The sequence below is a fragment of the Neobacillus niacini genome (assembly GCF_000759675.1).
Taxonomy (GTDB): domain Bacteria; phylum Bacillota; class Bacilli; order Bacillales; family Cytobacillaceae; genus Neobacillus; species Neobacillus niacini_A.
Map to the genome: position 1 here is coordinate 1 of NZ_BAWM01000009.1, position 17,478 is coordinate 17,478.

At 39.6% G+C, this 17,478-nt stretch carries 17 protein-coding genes and 1 pseudogene; all 18 read right to left on the reverse strand.

The window, feature by feature from the left end; genetic code table 11:
- Positions 1–231 precede the first annotated feature (231 nt).
- Positions 232–444, reverse strand: a complete 213-nt coding sequence (locus TR08_RS30145) for a hypothetical protein (RefSeq protein WP_052427331.1) — start codon at positions 442–444, stop codon at positions 232–234.
- Entirely contained in the window at positions 417–614 is a 198-nt protein-coding gene (locus TR08_RS30150; RefSeq protein ID WP_052427332.1) for a terminase small subunit, read from the reverse strand. Before TR08_RS30150 ends, TR08_RS30145 begins: the two co-directional genes overlap by 28 nt.
- A gap of 328 nt (positions 615–942) precedes the next feature.
- Positions 943–1,143, reverse strand: a complete 201-nt coding sequence (locus tag TR08_RS33050) for a type I restriction enzyme endonuclease domain-containing protein (RefSeq protein WP_370576273.1) — start codon at positions 1,141–1,143, stop codon at positions 943–945.
- Entirely contained in the window at positions 1,094–1,522 is a 429-nt protein-coding gene (locus tag TR08_RS33055; protein ID WP_045516019.1) for a type I restriction enzyme endonuclease domain-containing protein, read from the reverse strand. The genes TR08_RS33050 and TR08_RS33055 overlap by 50 nt, the downstream gene beginning before the upstream one ends.
- 424 nt (positions 1,523–1,946) lie before the next feature.
- Positions 1,947–2,483, reverse strand: a pseudogene (locus tag TR08_RS04225) (transposase); the annotation flags it as partial.
- Positions 2,484–2,806: 323 nt separating this feature from the next.
- The gene (locus TR08_RS04230) at positions 2,807–3,907 is read right to left on the reverse strand and encodes a Gfo/Idh/MocA family protein (RefSeq protein WP_045516021.1); all 1,101 of its coding nucleotides are present in this window, start codon (positions 3,905–3,907) and stop codon (positions 2,807–2,809) included.
- Positions 3,908–3,925: 18 nt separating this feature from the next.
- Entirely contained in the window at positions 3,926–4,909 is a 984-nt protein-coding gene (locus TR08_RS04235; RefSeq protein WP_052427343.1) for a Gfo/Idh/MocA family protein, read from the reverse strand.
- Positions 4,910–4,951: 42 nt separating this feature from the next.
- Complete coding sequence (locus TR08_RS04240) at positions 4,952–6,058, reverse strand: Gfo/Idh/MocA family protein (RefSeq protein ID WP_045516023.1); 1,107 nt, start codon at positions 6,056–6,058, stop codon at positions 4,952–4,954.
- A gap of 20 nt (positions 6,059–6,078) precedes the next feature.
- On the reverse strand, positions 6,079–6,957 hold the full coding sequence (locus TR08_RS04245) for a sugar phosphate isomerase/epimerase family protein (protein ID WP_045516024.1): 879 nt from the start codon (positions 6,955–6,957) through the stop codon (positions 6,079–6,081).
- Between the two features lie 42 nt (positions 6,958–6,999).
- Positions 7,000–7,833, reverse strand: coding sequence for a carbohydrate ABC transporter permease (locus TR08_RS04250; protein ID WP_045516025.1), 834 nt, complete (start codon positions 7,831–7,833; stop codon positions 7,000–7,002).
- A gap of 13 nt (positions 7,834–7,846) precedes the next feature.
- The gene (locus TR08_RS04255) at positions 7,847–8,824 is read right to left on the reverse strand and encodes a carbohydrate ABC transporter permease (RefSeq protein ID WP_238579076.1); all 978 of its coding nucleotides are present in this window, start codon (positions 8,822–8,824) and stop codon (positions 7,847–7,849) included.
- Between the two features lie 65 nt (positions 8,825–8,889).
- Positions 8,890–10,191 carry an ABC transporter substrate-binding protein gene (locus TR08_RS04260; RefSeq protein ID WP_238579077.1) on the reverse strand — a complete coding sequence of 434 codons (1,302 nt, stop codon included), beginning with the start codon at positions 10,189–10,191 and terminating at the stop codon, positions 8,890–8,892.
- A gap of 284 nt (positions 10,192–10,475) precedes the next feature.
- Positions 10,476–11,621, reverse strand: a complete 1,146-nt coding sequence (locus tag TR08_RS04265; RefSeq protein ID WP_045516029.1) for a GntR family transcriptional regulator — start codon at positions 11,619–11,621, stop codon at positions 10,476–10,478.
- Positions 11,622–11,768: 147 nt separating this feature from the next.
- Positions 11,769–12,563: an XdhC family protein gene (locus TR08_RS04270; RefSeq protein ID WP_052427333.1), complete on the reverse strand. Its 795-nt coding sequence runs from the start codon at positions 12,561–12,563 to the stop codon at positions 11,769–11,771.
- Between the two features lie 218 nt (positions 12,564–12,781).
- Entirely contained in the window at positions 12,782–13,651 is an 870-nt protein-coding gene (locus TR08_RS04275; protein WP_045516031.1) for an FAD binding domain-containing protein, read from the reverse strand.
- A complete protein-coding gene (locus tag TR08_RS04280) occupies positions 13,636–14,112 on the reverse strand; it encodes a (2Fe-2S)-binding protein (RefSeq protein ID WP_045516033.1) in 477 nt (158 codons plus the stop codon). The genes TR08_RS04275 and TR08_RS04280 overlap by 16 nt, the downstream gene beginning before the upstream one ends.
- Positions 14,109–16,271, reverse strand: coding sequence for a xanthine dehydrogenase family protein molybdopterin-binding subunit (locus TR08_RS04285; protein ID WP_045516035.1), 2,163 nt, complete (start codon positions 16,269–16,271; stop codon positions 14,109–14,111). The genes TR08_RS04280 and TR08_RS04285 overlap by 4 nt, the downstream gene beginning before the upstream one ends.
- A gap of 208 nt (positions 16,272–16,479) precedes the next feature.
- Positions 16,480–17,067 carry a nucleotidyltransferase family protein gene (locus tag TR08_RS04290; RefSeq protein ID WP_052427334.1) on the reverse strand — a complete coding sequence of 196 codons (588 nt, stop codon included), beginning with the start codon at positions 17,065–17,067 and terminating at the stop codon, positions 16,480–16,482.
- Between the last annotated feature and the right edge of the window lie 411 nt (positions 17,068–17,478).

A 17,478-nucleotide genomic window follows, 5' to 3' on the forward strand; every position in this document is an offset into this window, starting at 1 on the left:
ATAATACAATAAGACATATTTTTTTCATAATTCTTACACCCTTTTTTAGGTGTATGATTCCCAATCCCTCTTCAACTATCCTGCCACGTTAGTTTAAGTACAATCCTTCACAATCTTTTTCTTTCAACCAGTACCTGTAGGATACAACCATTGTGATTAATACAAAAAAAATGGAGACAAATTCAATCATTATGACTGTAATTCTCTCCATCATTTAAAGCAGTTGATTAATTAAGCATCAGTAACTGTTGGATCAACAAAACCAAAGGTAATCTTATTACTAAATCCACCTTGAAGTTCCTTCTTCTCAACAAAAGCACCGTTCGTTTTAGCAATATATTCCGATGCCTTTAATAGATCCTTAATATCAGCACCGGTATCCCTCATAATTTCTGTCCAAAACCGCTTTGTTTCCGTTATATCCGCAATGAATTCAACATCCAATTTTTCATTCCGCTCCTTAATATACTCCAAAACCTTAGCAGGCGGCTGGCGTTTACTTCGGCTGCATTCCCTTCGGCTTCGTAACCCGCTCTTAAATAACTCGCAGTGGCGTTGCCAGTCTCGATATAATAATCGGCAAATCTCTTTTGCTTAATATTTAACTCCCCCATTAGTAACACCACCCCAGTCGAATATCCAGAACGTATATTCCTAAAATTTTTATATCACACCATCACATAAAAAAATCTCTCTACACCGCAGACGTTTAAAGATAAAAAAATAAGCCTCCCTAAAATCAGGGAGACTGTTTTACACACGGCCACATTCATTTTATTCTTTCAATACTAGTAGTGAACAGCACTCCACATGTCTGGTCTGCTGAATGTAGAAAACAAAATTATTAATAGAAGTAGCTTTGTTCACCTTTAAATTACCAATATTTTGTGCAACTGCATTGCAATCATAACTAGAATCTCATCTTCCATTAATTTATGAATGTTATATCTGCTCCCAAAAGAAAGCCTTTTCCTCATATGAAAGACCTAAATGCTTACCTTCATTAATGGCAGCCTCTAATTCATCTCTAAATTTAATAAGCTCCTCAATTACCTTATAAACATCTTCATTGTCATTGCGGTTGTTGTATTTTTCATAGATTGCTTGGAATCGTTGTGAGAAGCTCTTGCTTATCGTACATATTTGTTTTCTTTATGCCATTTAGCTTTTCCTTCAGGACACGCATTAAAATATTAGTTGCAATATTTTTTTGAAGAATGGCTCTAAGTTTTCCTATATTCTCCTCATTTAATAGATCAAAGCTTTCAGATGATGTTGTTTCAGTTAGTACCATAACCTCATCCCCTAAAATTACATCTTTCAACATTTTGGGGATACGGTCATTAATTTCTTTTAAATCAGGAATACCTAGACGTTCAGATTTCAAAATAAATGAACGTACAGCTATAAAGTAAGCAATTTCTTCCTTTTGTCCTTCTGTAAGAAGTCCTGTAGAAATTTTATAAACATCCTTAAGCTTCTTTATCTCCGTCATAAACATTGACTTGCGCTTTTCTGTCACTTGAGCAATCTTCGCTCCATCACTTATTCCTACTCGGATGGGAAGTATGCAGGGATAATGGAACTTGGTGTTCCTTGTGAAGTAAGAAAGAAAGTGTACCAGATACCTAAAAAGGACGAGAATGATAAAAATATGTATTTATTGAACCCATATCGTGTTATGTAAAATATAGAAATATTACGAAAGCAGGTCTACTCAGACTCCCTACCTTTGTATCAATGAATGCATAATAGCCCTTTATTATTTAAGGGCTATTGGCCCTTTATTAGAGAGGATAGATCTCATATCGCATATTTGTCGCAACATTCCCTCTACCACATTCATTATTAATCCAGTACTTAGCTGCATCTGGACCGAGGATCTTCAAATCATAATCGTTAGGATATAGAACTGTATTGCTCCACCAAACACTTATAACGACCCCAGATTCGTCAATTTGATAGACAGCTTTTCTTAATTTTTTGGAACGTTCCATAAGGACCTCTTTAGGAGTCATTTGATTATATCGTGCTTTCGTATGGGTGGCATCAGCGATGATGGATTTACTCTTGATGATCTCTTTTTCAATCGCTATCTCTACAGTCTTATTGATAAGCATGTCCAGTAGGTTGACATCTTTGAGTCTGAGTTTCCGAAACTTGGTCAGAGTGCTCGGCTCAATCACTTCCTCTTCAGGGGCCATGTTTAGAAAATACTTGAAGGACATATCGTATTTTGAACGATCAACCACATCAACATCAGATAGGTCATAGATAGTTTTCAACAATAAATATTTGAACATACGAATCGGATCGATGGCGTTCCGACCATTATCCAAACAATATTTATCCTTTAGTTCTTCATAGACAAAGGAGAAGTCGACCAGACTATTAATTCTGCGTAACAGATTATCTTCTGGAACGATTAGATTATAGAGGTCCATATAGGGACTAAAAATCATTGTTTGTTGTTTTTGTATCACCTAAACCACCCACTTAAAATAGATACTTCAATTATAAAACAAAAAAGGGTAGAAACCCTCAATAATATGAGAGTTCTACCCTTTTTTGTTTTGTGGTACTTTTTCAGTGGCCTCAGTATTTCAACGGGCATTTTTTTATCATTACACCTTCATTATTTCCGACGTAAGAGTTCCTCCCTAAATTATTATAATTGAGTAGATTAACCCATAGATTTAATGAAATGAATACATTTATTAGGTAGAAGACCGTTTTATATAACGTTTATAAATAAAAAAGTGATCTTATTCTAAAGAATAGAATAAAACCACTTTTCGCTTTTCCTTTATGATAAATTCACACAAAATTCGGGAATGTCGATTTTTACTTCACTGCCCTGCTCTGCTGAACGTAATATCCCATCAATAATCGCTTGATTGATCACAATTTGTTCACCAGGAATTGGTGCAGGATTACCATTCTGAATCGCCAATACAAAGTCGCGCACCTTTTCATAAAAAATATTTAACTGATTATTTTGAACAGGAATGGCTGATTCTACATGGTGCCCTTTTATATCATGGAATAAGCTGATCGAGCCGATTCCCCCGTCCCACACACCACTCCATGGTCCGCTGCCCGCTGGCGTTAATTTCAAACCGGCATCCTTTCCAAGGAAGAGAGTTGGACCCAGAGAGTCCATATGCATCGCCCATGATATTTTAAAGTTTAATACAATACCGCCTTCTAAACGGATCATCGCCACACCAAAATCCTCGACTTCAAACTTATCCGCTTCCTTGTGGTATAGCGGATTTGTACCGAAATGATTAGACGTATAGGCGGATACGGTTAAGGGCTTAGGATAGCCCAGTGTATTTAAAGCTAGGTCTAATGAATAACAACCGATATCCGCCATCGCACCCGCACCTGCTAATTCTTTATTGATAAAGGTTCCTCCAGGCATTCCCCGCCGGCGTCCGCCACCTGTTTGAACATAATAGACATTCCCTAATTGACCCGATTGAACGATTTCTTTTACCGCTTTCATATTAGGATCATATCTTGGTTGAAATCCGACTGTCAGGATTTTATCTGCCTTTTTGGATGCTTCCACCATTTCAATCGCCTGTCCTAAGGTAACGGCCATCGGCTTTTCCACTAACACATGTTTGCCCTCTTTAAGGGAATCAATGCTTGTGTTATGATGGGCTACATTTGGCGTACAAATACTGACTCCATCGAGATCCATATGTAAAAGCTCGAGATGGTCATCAAAGGCTTTTGCCTCTTTTAATTCTAGCTGTTCAATAAATTGCTTAGCCCTACCTGGAATCACATCGGCAACAGCCACAATCCTTACATCTGGCATTTGCTTATAGGCTCTTGCATGGGCAGCTGCAATTCCGCCGCTGCCGATAATTCCGATATTGAGCGTATTTGCCATCTTTTTCCCTCCACCTTTTTATTTTCCGTTATTTACTGGAGTAATAGCTTGATAACCTGCCGCTTTATATATTCTTTCCGTAAGTGCGACGACTTCTTTAGCGAATTCGCCTCTCACCTTGACTTCGTGAACGCCTAAGATCGCATCGATAAAGCTTTTGTCCGAATTTGTTGTTTGCGAAGGAAGCTCAGGGACAATCGCTTCTTTTCCTAATAGGCGAAGAACAATCTTGCCATTGTCATAAAAAATCGCTCCATTTTCTCCGCAGAAAACGTAAGTTTCATGCCAGCATGGGGCATTCCCGACAATATTTAGACCTGCCACCACATTGTTTTCAAAGCGGATCGTTGTAAAGGAATCCTGCTCCACAGCCGTTTCATGCTGTTCTATTTTGGATTCCACTTCAAGCGGCTTTAATCCTGTCGTCCACAAAAGCACGTCGACAATGTGACTTCCAGAATCCATCAGCATTCCTCCGCCGGATAACGAAGGATTTTGCCGCCAGGTACCTGTGGTCAAGTGTTTCCAATCCTGGTATAAAGAAGCGGTGATCGATGTAAGCTTTCCAATTTTGCCGCTTGAAATCGCTTCCCGAATATAAAGAAAAGCCGGTTCAAAATGCCTTTGATAGGATACTTGAAGAACCTTATTTTCCTTTTTCGCCAAATCAATGAGCTGCTCTGCTTCTTCTAATGAACAAGCCATCGGTTTTTCGAGTAACACATGGCAATCATGATGAATGGAATCCACCACCTGTTGATAATGCAGGGTATGCGGCGAACAAATAAGCACCGCATCCATCGGGATCGTTTCCAGCATGTCTTGATGACGGTTAAATTCAACAATCTGCTCAAGGTTGAATTTTTCAATCAATTGTCTGCGATTTTCCTGACTTGGGTCAGCCACCGCAACAATCTGAGCATTCTTTATTTCCCTCAATTGTTGGACATGCAAATGAGAAATTCCGCCCGTTCCAATTATGCCCACTCTAACACTTTCCACTTCTTTCACCCCGCTTAACATCATTTACTATCTAAGCACACATTAATTCGTAACAAAGGAAGATTTCTCTTGAAAATAAACAGCTTTTCCTGTTTTAGCCGATTCATAGATTGCCTCTAAGATTTGCGTCACCACAAATGCTTGTTCCGGCTTTACCACAGGCCCTGTGTCATTGAGGATCGTATCAATCCAAAGCCTTGCTTCTAGATCGGCATCAGATTCTGAGTTTCCATCATAAAAGGCCACTCCCCCGGCACCAAGCTCAATATTGGTTGTATAAAGCTTTCCGAAATTTTCGCCGTTAATTCTAAGTCCATCCTTCATATCGGCTCCACCCTCAGTCCCGCTAAGTGAGCATTTTGCCTCGTCCTCATCGAGGGAGTTTAACGCCCAGCTTGTTTCGAGTACAATGGTAGCGCCATTTTCCATCGTAATAAAGCCAAAGGCAGAATCCTCAACGGTAAATTTTTCAGGGTCCCATGGTCCCCATGCATTGGCAGCATTTTTCTTTTGGCTTAATTTATGATACGTGTTACCCATAACGGATTTAGGTGTATAGTTATTCATCATCCATAACGTTAAATCAAGGGCATGGGTGCCGATATCAATTAGCGGGCCTCCGCCTTGCTTTTCTTCATCCAAAAACACACCCCATGTTGGAACGGCACGACGGCGAATGGCATGCGCCTTCGCAAAATAAACTTCCCCTAAATCCCCGCGTTCACATACTTGATGTAAATGCTGGCTATCTGGTCGGAAACGATTGTTATACCCGATTGTTAGTTTCTTACCAGAGCGTTTTGCCGCCTCAACCATGGTTCGTGCTTCAGCAGAAGTCTTCGCCATCGGTTTTTCACACATAACATGCTTTCCTGAATCCAGTGCAGCCACTGTTATTTCCGCATGGGAATCATTTGGAGTAAGGACATGGACCACCTCAATCGCTTCGTCCTGGATAAGCTCACGATAATCCTCATACACCTTTGCACCAGGAATTCCGTATTCCTCCGCCGCTTTTTCAGCTCTTTCAATCAGTACGTCACAAAAGGCCACTAATTCAACATGCTTCAGCTTAGATAAGCTTGGCATATGTTTTCCATTTGCGATTCCGCCACAACCAACAATCGCTACTTTCACAGTTCTTGTCATCTTCATTTCCTCCTCTGAATTTATTTAAAATATATAGCCAGATGTTCTTTAGCTTTGATAATTCCTTGCTGCTCCTTCTCTAAGGACCCCCAATAGCGATGATCTTCTAGTTCTATGCTGATTGGACCCTGATAACCGATCTTTTCTAAACGCACCGCTACCTTTGCCCAATCCACATCACCTTGTCCAGGGATGGTGTATCTCCATGGCCCTTCTGAAAAATCATAGTTTGCTCCAAAGGTAGCAGCAAGGTTACCGCATTCATATTGTTCATCATGTAAAATTTCTGTGTCTTTACCATGACAGTAATTAATTCTGTCACCAAATTCACTCAATACTCTTAAATGGTCAATCCCTAACCTTACTAAGTGGGAAGGATCATAATTGATCCCGAAATGTTTAGAAGGTACAACGTTGAACATCGCTTTTAGCATTTCAGGTGTGCATCCTAACGTTGGATAATAGGGAGCAGGCCCCGGCCACCCTTCTAAGGCAATATAAATGTTTTCTTGTTCAGCGTGCTTCACGATAGCAGGAAAGGTTTCTTTCCAGATTTCAAACGCCTTCTTTCTCGGCAAGGTTATATCATCCGGAACCAGACACATAAACATGACTTTCCCGCCAAGCTGAGAAATTTCTGTCATTTGCGTTTTTAGAGCAGTTACTGCTTCTTCACGACTTTTCTCATTTTCACTTAAGAGCTTTGTACTGCCAACGGCACCTACACCATCAATGGATCCGACTTCCAGCCCAGCATTTTCTAAAACGGCTTTCACCTCTTGGTTATAAACGGGAACATCGATGACATCCAAGCCAATACTAGCCGCGAATCTTGCCACAGACTCCATTCCCTCTGCACCGATTTTTGGTGATATTCTCATTCCTATTTTTTTATTCATATGAACAACCTCCTACTAGTTATAATTGATATTAATAGATTCCTATTTAATTCCACTGAAAGTGATTCCTTTAATAAATGTTTTTTGCAAAAAGAAGAATAGGATAACAACAGGAATCGTCATCATGGTCGATACAGCCATCATGAGTCCCCACTCAGAACCCTTCTGACTTTGGAATTGCTGCAAACCTAGAGATAAAGTGTATTGAACGGAATCCGTTAAATAGAGTAATGGTCCGATAAAGTCTGTCCAACTCGCCATAAATTGAAATAGTCCTACGGCCAATACCGCTGGTTTCGCTAGCGGAAGCATGATTTGCCAATAGATTCTGAATTCGCTGGCACCATCTATTTTCGCAGCCTCTCTTAAACTATCAGGTAAGCCCATAAAAAATTGCCTTAACAGGAAGATGTAAAAAGGGATTCCGAAAAATGCCGGGAGAATTAATGGATAGGGCGTACCTACCATCCCTAATTTTTCAAACAATAAAAATAATGGAATCATGGTCACTTGCCCTGGGATCATCATAACCCCAATGGTAATGATAAAAAGGATATTCCTCCCAGGCCACGTCAGTTTCGCGAAGCTATAAGCAACAATTGGACACGATAAAACAGCCCCAACGGTACTTAACACAGTAATAATGATGGTGTTTTTTAAATAAGTGAAAAACGGGATATAATTCATGGCATCAATATAATTGCTCCACTTGACTGGCTTTGGAATCCATTCAGGCGGAAACGTAAATACTTGTGTCAATGGTTTTAATGATGTTGATACCATCCAGATAAATGGAATCATAAAGAAAAATGATGCGATTATTAGGACAATATGTGCTGAAAAACGCGATACTTTCTTCTTCCTTGTTGCATCCATTTTTTCTCCTCCCTTATTTGCCCTGGTAGTGAACCCAGCGCTTGGATGTTATAAATACAAAGGCCGTTAAAGCCATAACAATCAAAAATAAAACCCATGCCATGGCAGAGGCATAGCCCATTTTAAAGAATTTGAAGCCGTTATCATATAAATACATCACATAAAATGTTAATGAATTGGCTGGTGTCCCTTTCCCTTGTGTCAATGTGTAAGGTAATGTGAATTGCTGGAAGGCCCCAATAATTCCCATGACCAAATTAAAAAAGATAACGGGTGTTAATAGAGGCAGGGTAATATGAAAGGTTTTTTGGAACCAGTTCGCTCCGTCTACATTTGCTGCATCATAATAATCTTCTGGAATATCTCCCAGCCCCGCTAAATAGATGACCACTGCCTGTCCTATTCCCCACAATGACATCAGGATTAATGAAGGCTTAGACCATGTCTCACTTCCAAGCCATGATGGCCCTTCAATACCGATCGTGCTTAAAATTCCGTTTACTAGCCCAAACCCTGGATTTAACAGCCACATCCATAAAACCGCTAGCGCTACATGCGGGACAAGAGTTGGCAGGAAGAAAATCGTTCGGTATACGGCCATCCCTTTTACCTTCATGTTCAGCATCATGGCCAGCGCCACACCAAAGATGATTCCTAATGGAACATAAAACACCGCAAAGTAAACGGTATTATAAACGGATTTCCAAAATAATTCATCATTCATTAATTCTTTATAATTCTGCAAACCTATGAATTCACCTGGCTGAAGAATGCTGTATGTAGTAAAGCTAAAATAAATGGATGAAACCAAGGGAATCGCATAAAAAACAAGTAAACCTATAATCCAAGGTGATGCAAATAAAAATCCGGTTTTGTATTTCCCCCAATTAGCCAGCCTTTTCTTAGCAGTGATGTTTATTTGATTGTTAGGCTCTGTTTTAGGAGAGTTCATATTTTCAGCCAATGGCATGTTACCTTTCACTTTAATCACCGCTCCTCCCGAACTTTGATTTTCCGGGAGGAGCAAAACTCCTCCCTTTCTTATCCAGTATGTTCTTATTTACTTAGTTCTTTATTTACTTTTTCATTCACTTTTGTTAAAAGCTCTTCTGGTGATCCATTTCCACGTGTTGCATTTTCTACCGCGCTCGCCAATTCATTCCAATATAAAGATCCTTGTGTCATAACAGGTCTATGGTGAGAAACAGGCAAGATCTTGACAAATTCTTTTAAGATTGGGTCTCCTTTATATCCTAGTTCTTCATTGACGGAATCAATGACGGAGAAGTCTCTTGCGATTCCACTAAAAACCTTTTGACCTTCTTCCCCGCCAAAGAACTTCATAAATTTCCATGCAGCGTCTTTATTTTCCGCACCTTTAGGGATCACAACTGACCATCCGCCTGACCATGTTGTATGATTTTCACCTGTTGGTGTTGGCAAAGGAAATACCCCATATTTCAAATCCGGTTTGAATTTCTTAATGGCGGAAACTTCCCATGGTCCGCTTACCTTCATGCTTAGCTGGCCAGTTAGGAATGGGTCCATTGCACCCTGGCCTTGTGAATCGGTAAAACCAGCGATATCCTCGACATTATATTTCTTTGCATAATCTGTAATCCATTGAAGAGCCTCCACAAGCTTTGGATCTTCGGCTGTTGCTTTATTTGTTTCAGGATTATAGAATTCTCCGCCGAACGACCAACCCCATCCATAAAACCAGCCTTGGCCAAACCATGGAATAAAGCCAATTCGTTCAAAGCGCTTTCCTTTTTTCTTAGTTAATTTTTCCGCCGCAGCTTCTAATTCAGCAATTGTTTTCGGAGGGTTCTCAGGGTCTAATCCCACTTCTTTGAAATGGTCTATATTAAAATACACGAGCCTTGAATCCGTAGTGGTAGGGATTCCGAATAGTTTACCTTGATAATTGGCCTCATCCCATGCAAAAGGATAATAGGTTTCCTTTGTAACGCCGCTGGATTCAGCTAATTGTGTCAAATCTTCCAATGATCCTTGCGCTGCCCAGGATCCAATCTCGAAACGGTCGAAGTAAGCGACATCAGGAGGATTTCCTCCGGAAATGGCCGTCATTAATTTTTCATTTTGTCCTTCACCTTGATTTGCTGTATAGACAGAATTGATTTTGATATCTGGATTTTGTTTCTCAAATTCCTTAATGACTGCATCCACCGCTTCACCCGTAACATCTGTCATTGGGTGCCAAAAAGTTACTGTCGTTTGATTTTTGTTTGCTTTCCCTGAAGAACTAGATTTCGAGGAGCAACCAGTGAGAATCATAGATAGAGTTAGCATGATCATTAATACTAAAGACCCAATTTTTTTTTGCTTTTGCTTCATGTTCATCCCCCTGCTTTTTTTAATATTTTTTTATTCCCCTTTTTATGTACTTCTGAGATGCTCCACTAATAAAAGCGCTTTCAATAGTTGTTAAAAAAATATCTCGTTAAAATGATATAACAACTATAACGTGTTGTTATTAATGGTATATTGATAGATTACCAACTGCACATAGACATGTCAACATACTTTTTGAAAATTCTTTCTTTTTATTTTTCGGGCATTTATAAATGCTGTTTTAGAGAGAAAAAAAAACAATCCTTACGCAAAGGATTGTTTTGGATTTATATTCGCTGATTTGGCACAGTCGATGTTCCTTCAATCAAAGTAAAATCTATCACAGTATGCTTGGGAATTGTTTCGCCCTTTAATTGCTTCATTAATAGATGAACGGCCTTTTTGCCCATTTCTTCCTCATGTTGATGAATATGAGTAAAGAGAGCCTGATTAAAACGGTCTTCTGGGCAGTCAAAACATACAACGGAATAATCTTCGGGAATTTTTTTCCCCAGCTTTATTAAAACATTCCTAAGTGTAAGGGCCAAATAATATTCACTCACAATAAAGGCTGTGACTTCAAGATTATTTTCAATAAAACCTTTGATTGCATGAAAGTCGGCTTGCATAGTATTTTCCGAGTGATCCGCGTAATTTTGCGGCAAGGAACTGATCAGCTCAATTAATAAAAATTCAGGATTCATTTTCAATCCTTGCTTTGAATAAGCAATATGAAACCCTTGGAGTCTCTCCTCTAACGTAGAATTCCCGCTTGGAGTCGGGGAAAGGAATGCGATTTCCTTATGACCTAACGTGAATAAATAATTCGTCAAGGTTTCAGAGGCTGTTTGATTATTTGTACAAACGGAGCTTGCGGGAATTCCCTTTAGGTAACGATCCACTAACACGATTGGAAAATCCTTTACTACTAGTTTTAAAATTTCTGTATTGTAATGTTCACCGTGGACGGGAAAGATGATGAGACCATCCACTCCACTATTTACAAGATCGATGATGGCATTTTCTTCTTCTTTGGTATTCCCTCCGGTACGCCGGATAATCAGGTTGCAATTATTTTCCATACAGACTTTTTCTATTGTTTTCACTAGATTCAACCCAAAAGCATTATCAAAGTCAGGTATGATTAGGGCGATTAATTTACTATTTGTAAGAGTGAAACGTTGCGTGTCATTTGGAGACCACTTCATATTTTCTTGCTGCTGTTGGGCGACAAATGAGCCTTTTCCTCTTATCCGCTCAATGATCTTATTTTGAGCAAGCAAATCTAAAGCTTTTTTTGATGTAATTCTGCTTACATCAAATTTTTCAACCAACTCCATTTCTGAAGGAACTCGATCTCCCTCCATTAAATGTCCTTGCTTAATTTGATCGATGATATAATCATATATTTTTTCATATAAGGGAGTACTCATTCGCTTCACCTTTTAAAGTTGATATATTTTTTATATACAAATATATCATCTTAAAGCTAAACAAGCAATATAGTTATTTATTACTAGTTAAAATGTTCTATTCTACCAATTGAGAATTAACTAAATTACTTGGCTCACTACTTCTACTTATCTAATTAATTGTTTCACTTTTATTGGCTTAATTTCCTTGCTTACTTTGATAATTTCCCCGATAATACAGATGGCAATTTCTTCTGTTGTTTCCGCGCCAATTTCCAATCCGATTGGAGAATGAACCTGCTCCAACTGTTCCTCCGATACTCCTTCACTTTTTAATTTTTCAAATATGGTTATGACCTTGCGCTTGCTGGCAACCATCCCAACATAGGCAATCGGAAATTGTAGTGCTGTTTTTAATACAATATCATCACAATCTTTTGTAACAATTACCACATATGACTTTTTATTTAAATTGGCTGCAAGTAAGGCCTTTCCAATATCCTCGTTCAAAAAAATGTTCGTCGCATTAGGAAAGCGTTCCTTCGTACAATAACCAACACGATCATCGACAATGCAATAAGGATATTCAAGGGAATCAGCAAGCTTTGCCAACGCATAGGCTAAATGACCGGCACCAGCCAGAACGAGTTCAGGCCTGCTTGTATAGACCTCAATAAACACCCTCAATGTTCCGCCACAACTCATTTGAATTCCATCTTTTGCATGTTTATTTAATTTGTATTCAACGATTTTCGATTGACCCATTTGGAGCGCCTTTACACTCTCTTCGATGACATAGTGCTCAGCCAAGCCCCCACCGACAGTGCCTTCAATCGTACCATCACGGAATACAATCATTTTTCCAACATGCCTGGGAGTCGAGCCCTTTGATTCTATAATCATGGCTAAAGCAAAGGTTTCGTTTTGACGATTCAGCATGGCGACTTTTTCCATCATTAGCATGAGAAGCTCCCTCCTTTTATATACATTGTTTGTCTTAAAAATTATGGTTGATTTTCTAACCCTGTTGATTGGAGCGGAAGACACGAGACTCCTGTGGGACTAGCAGGTAAGGGTGAGACCCCACAGGCGCGAATGCGCCGAGGAGGCTCACCGACCGCCCACGGAAAGCGAAGTGCCTGGAGCGGAAATAAACAGTCAAGTTTATCAGAGCCTTAACTTTAATTCGGTTGATATTGTTTCATGCTAAGAAAATAACGTAACAGATTTAATGCGACTGTTTTTCTGTATAAAGCAGTGGAGCGCTGATCGTCGATTGGTTTAATGATCTTATCGAAGGCTGCCACAATCTGAGCGATGTCTGCTGCGGCTAATGGTACGGTCTTTCCAAGCAACTTCTTCTCAATATCCATGGAACGAACCATTGTAGGTCCAACCGCGCCGAATGCAAAGCGAACATCATCGATTCGAGCACCATTTAACCGGATATAACCTGCAAACCCTACTTTGGCAATGGCATCTGCATTACGGTTGCCGACTTTCTCAAAAACGACATGGGAACCTCCTTCTAATATGGACGGCAAGATGATTTCAGCCAAAATTTCATTATGATCACGCTGCACCCGTCGTGGACCTTGAATAAAATCGCTAATCGCAACGATGCGATCACCTTTAACGGAGCGCAGCAATAGTTTTGCATTGTATATATATAATAATGGCAGTGTATCACCAGCCGGAGAAGCGTTGCAGATATTTCCTCCCAATGTCCCTCTGTTTCGAATGGCCGGTGCTGCAATCGTTTTGATTGCGTCTTTTAATGGGCTTGGAATGAACGGGTCTTCAAGTAATTCGCTATAGGTACAGCAGGCACCGATATGGAGATCCTTATCATTTTGATACACCCGCTTTAGCTCAGAAAGATGATCAATAAACACAATCGGTTTTGGGATTTTCGGGGGTACTCCCCTTCGACTTTTGTGAAGGACCATGACATCGGTGCCTCCGGCAATGATCACACAGTTTTCGTTATTCAATTGGCTCAACGTTTGGTCTAAGCGATCGAAACGATACGCGATTATTTTCTCTGCCATAAGCCGTCCCCTTTTTTAGCTGCCTTACTTATAGCATCAACAATCATATTGTAGCCCGTACATCGGCACAGATTTCCGGAAATACCTTCACGAATTTCAGCCTCGGAAGGATTAGGATTTTTGGTTAATAAAGCTGCACTTGCCATGACCATCCCAGGAATGCAGTAACCGCATTGCACTCCTCCGGCAATGGAATAGCTCTCATCTAAAATCTTAAATTGTTCTGTTTCCATGATTCCTTCTATCGTTACGATATCGGCACCCTCAATCGATCCAATTGGAATTAGGCAGCTGTTTTGCAGGAGGTTATTCACAAAAACACTGCAGGCTCCGCATTCTCCTTCTCCGCAGCCTTCCTTGGTTCCGATTAACAGGTGCTCCTCTCTTATTAAATCTAGTAATCTAGCTGTGGCAGGAGCATCTGTTTCTACTTTTCTTCCATTAAGTGTAAATTTAATCAACCTTCTTCACCTTCTCTCATCCAAAGACTCTCGATAATGACTTCAGGTGTAATCGGAATTTGCTGAAAAGAAGTTTGCAGTGCATCCTCGATTGCCGCTTGAACTGCCGGAGCGCCGCCGATTAATGTTAATTCCCCTGCACCCTTTGCCCCGTATGGACCATCCGCATAGGGATTATCAAAGACCTTGCTTTGAATTGTAACAACGTCCAATGAAGTCGGGGGTCCATAATCCGATATGCTTTTTTGTTGGATTTTGCCTTCTCTTGACGTCATTTTTTCAAGATACCCGTACGCTAATCCTTGGGCTAAACCACCGTCAATTTGGCCTTTCATAACCCGGTCATCAATGACCTTCCCCACTTCATAATTGGCGTATACTTTTTCAAGCTTTAGATTTCCTGTTAACGTATCAACTTCTACTTCAACGATATTGACGCCCCATGAATAAGCCGGGTAGGCATCTCCCGTGAAGGTTTTCTCGTCCCAAGGAATCATTTCACGGTGAACATAATGCTCAACTACTTCCTGTTCTACCCCTGATTGCCACTGATCCTTCAGTTTTTTTGCGGCCCGTTGAAGCAACTTGCCGACAATCATCGTCGTCCTGGAGGCTACGGTTGGACCGGAGTCGGGAACCTCTTTTGTATCGGGATCAGGGTACAAAACTTTTTCGTATAGGATGTCTAATTCCTTGGCGACAATTTTACTAAGAGTTGTATAAATGCCTTGTCCCATATCAGAATTTGAAATTTTTAATATAACCTTGCCGTCTTTTGATTTGACCAGTTTCACTGTTGCTTTTATATGATCTCTTTCGCCGCTGCCTGTAAATCCACAGCCGTGGAGAAACAGCGAAGTTCCAATGCCTTTTTTATAGCGTTGATTTTGCTGATTAAAAGTTTGAAACTCCACTTTTTTCTTTTTGTAATCGGACGCATTTAGCAAGTCCTCAATCATTTCTTCCATTAATATTGGGTCACGGAAATTTCCTTTGGTGATGGTGGGGTCTCCCTGTTTGACGAGGTATTTTCGTTTATATTCTATTGGGTCGATGTTTGCCAGTTTACTAAGATGGCCAATATGACTTTCGATTCCGGCAAAGCTTTGTGGAGCTCCAAAGCCTCTGAAGGCACCGTTCGGAACAGTATTGGTTTTTAAGACATAGCCTTTTGAATGAAAATGCGGAATTTTATAAACACCGGCACTGTTTATTAATGCCCGCTGTAGCACGACAGAACTCAATCCAACATTCGCTCCGCCATCAAGAAAAATCTCCACACACATGCTCAAAATATTTCCATCCTTATCAATCGCCGTTCGATACTTGAGTTTGGCCGGATGCCTTTTCGTCGTCACCACCATATCCTCAGAACGGTCAAACACGAGCATCACTGATTTTTTGACTGCTTTTGCCGCAACTGCTACGTGACACGCCATCATCGAAGGATAATCTTCTTTTCCGCCAAAACCTCCACCGGTAGGGCTTTGAACAACTCTGACGTCATCGTCACCACATGCTAAAGCGCTGAGCAATGCATTTTTTATATAATAAAGACATTGCATCGAACCCTGGACGACAATCTCATCTTCCTTATAAATGGCAAGCATTCCTTGTGGCTCAAGGTAAACATGCTCCTGATATCCCGTATCATATTCTTCTTCGATGATTTGATGGGCTTTCAGCTCAATAGCTGAAATGATTTCTAAGCTTTCCCCGAATTCATAGCTTGCCATATTAACCCCAGGTACTGATTTTTGTTTGATTGCTTTGTCTAATGTATAAATAGCCTGATGTTCTTCCAATTCAATCTTCACTTCATCTAACAAACTGTAAAGGATATTCAGATCTCCTCCAACGAGCATGAGAATCGGCTCACCAATATAATTGACCCAGTCATTGGCAAAAATCGGCTGATCTTCTTTGATAATTTTGACATAGTTCGGTCCGGGGATATCCTCTGCACCAACAGCTTCATATCCTTCAGGAAGGTTTGGTAATTGAATGGATATAATTTTCCCATAAGCAATGGGTGACCGATACAAAACCCCATAAACCATATTTTCCACTTTCACGTCACTAATATAAGCCAACTGACCAGATACTTTACCTTTATGGTCCTTTCTGGGCACTGAGGTGCTTATGTCTTTTAGATCCACATTCCAACAACACCCTTCGACTCATTTTTTATAGCGGACTCAATATTAATAGATGCCTCTTCCTACGATTTTATATATGAGAATGCTATTTTATGATTAATTTTTATTCATGAATGATAAAATAAACAACAATAAAAATGCAGCTTGATACGATCTGAAAGACTGATCGAATCAAGCTGCGTTAAAAAACGGAAAATTACATAGAAATTTAAGCTTTATTATAATAATCAACCGCTTTTCGGTATTCCTCCTGCGTATCAACATCCATGATTACTCCCGGGTCATCTACATTTATGTATTCCTTTTCGTAACCACCCAGGACCACACGCAAATTACTTTCCGGATTGGTTTCGAGAATTTTTTGTTTTACTTCACTTGATAATTTGATAGGGTGTCCACCTTTATAATGAAAGCTGGGAATAACTACGTTCCCTTCCTGTTCCGCTAGTAGCTGGATAGTCTCTTTTTTAACAAGCGGACAATCTCCGGGTGTTATTAAGAAGGTTGGGGCATTTACTTCGCTCACGCCCTTTTGAATGGAAGTAAACATTCCCTGATTAAAGCTTTCATTATAAACAAACTTTATCTGAAATGAAAAGGCATTTTTATTGCAGATTCTTACCATTTCCTCTTTGATGAGCTCCGCTTTAAACCCAGCTACGACGATGACCCTGCTGCATATTCCTTCAAATTTAGAAATCGTTTGCTCCAACACAGACATTTGCCCCAGTGGCAAAGTCATTTTAAATGCATTCGCTCTGATGGAATATCCAGCAGCTAGGACGATAGCTTCCATCTTTATCACCCCTTATCTGTCGTATAATCTTAATCATCTATTAGTCTTGTAACTTTATTTCCGTATCGTTTATATACACTATCCCGAGTAAATTTTAATGGCATTTTCGTTGAATATAATTATTAAATTAACGCTTTTGTAAAAAAAGTCTGTTTTGAAACCAACTATGAGTTTATGCTTCTCTATCATTCTCACCACTTTAGTCTCTTATCTGGTAGTAATTTTTAATATATTCATAATATTCTCATTATAACAATGGTCGATAACTGAAGTAAATACTAGATAATAATCTAACTATATTAATTTCGAAATATAAAGAATATATCGAATATTTTATTGAAATATTATACTATATTAATTTATACTTTAATTATCAGCTTGTTATACAACATCTTGAAAATGAAACCAAAT

Bases quoted from the DNA above. Each gene is read 5' to 3' on its own strand.
- TR08_RS04230 (WP_045516021.1), bottom strand. From the start codon at position 3,907: ATGGCAAATACGCTCAATATCGGAATTATCGGCAGCGGCGGAATTGCA.
- TR08_RS04260 (WP_238579077.1), bottom strand. From the start codon at position 10,191: ATGAAGCAAAAGCAAAAAAAAATTGGGTCTTTAGTATTAATGATCATG.
- TR08_RS04250 (WP_045516025.1), bottom strand. From the start codon at position 7,833: ATGGATGCAACAAGGAAGAAGAAAGTATCGCGTTTTTCAGCACATATT.
- TR08_RS04275 (WP_045516031.1), bottom strand. From the start codon at position 13,651: ATGGCAGAGAAAATAATCGCGTATCGTTTCGATCGCTTAGACCAAACG.
- TR08_RS04265 (WP_045516029.1), bottom strand. From the start codon at position 11,621: ATGAGTACTCCCTTATATGAAAAAATATATGATTATATCATCGATCAA.
- TR08_RS04240 (WP_045516023.1), bottom strand. From the start codon at position 6,058: ATGACAAGAACTGTGAAAGTAGCGATTGTTGGTTGTGGCGGAATCGCA.
- TR08_RS04290 (WP_052427334.1), bottom strand. From the start codon at position 17,067: ATGGAAGCTATCGTCCTAGCTGCTGGATATTCCATCAGAGCGAATGCA.
- TR08_RS04245 (WP_045516024.1), bottom strand. From the start codon at position 6,957: ATGAATAAAAAAATAGGAATGAGAATATCACCAAAAATCGGTGCAGAG.
- TR08_RS04270 (WP_052427333.1), bottom strand. From the start codon at position 12,563: ATGCTAATGATGGAAAAAGTCGCCATGCTGAATCGTCAAAACGAAACC.
- TR08_RS30150 (WP_052427332.1), bottom strand. From the start codon at position 614: ATGGGGGAGTTAAATATTAAGCAAAAGAGATTTGCCGATTATTATATC.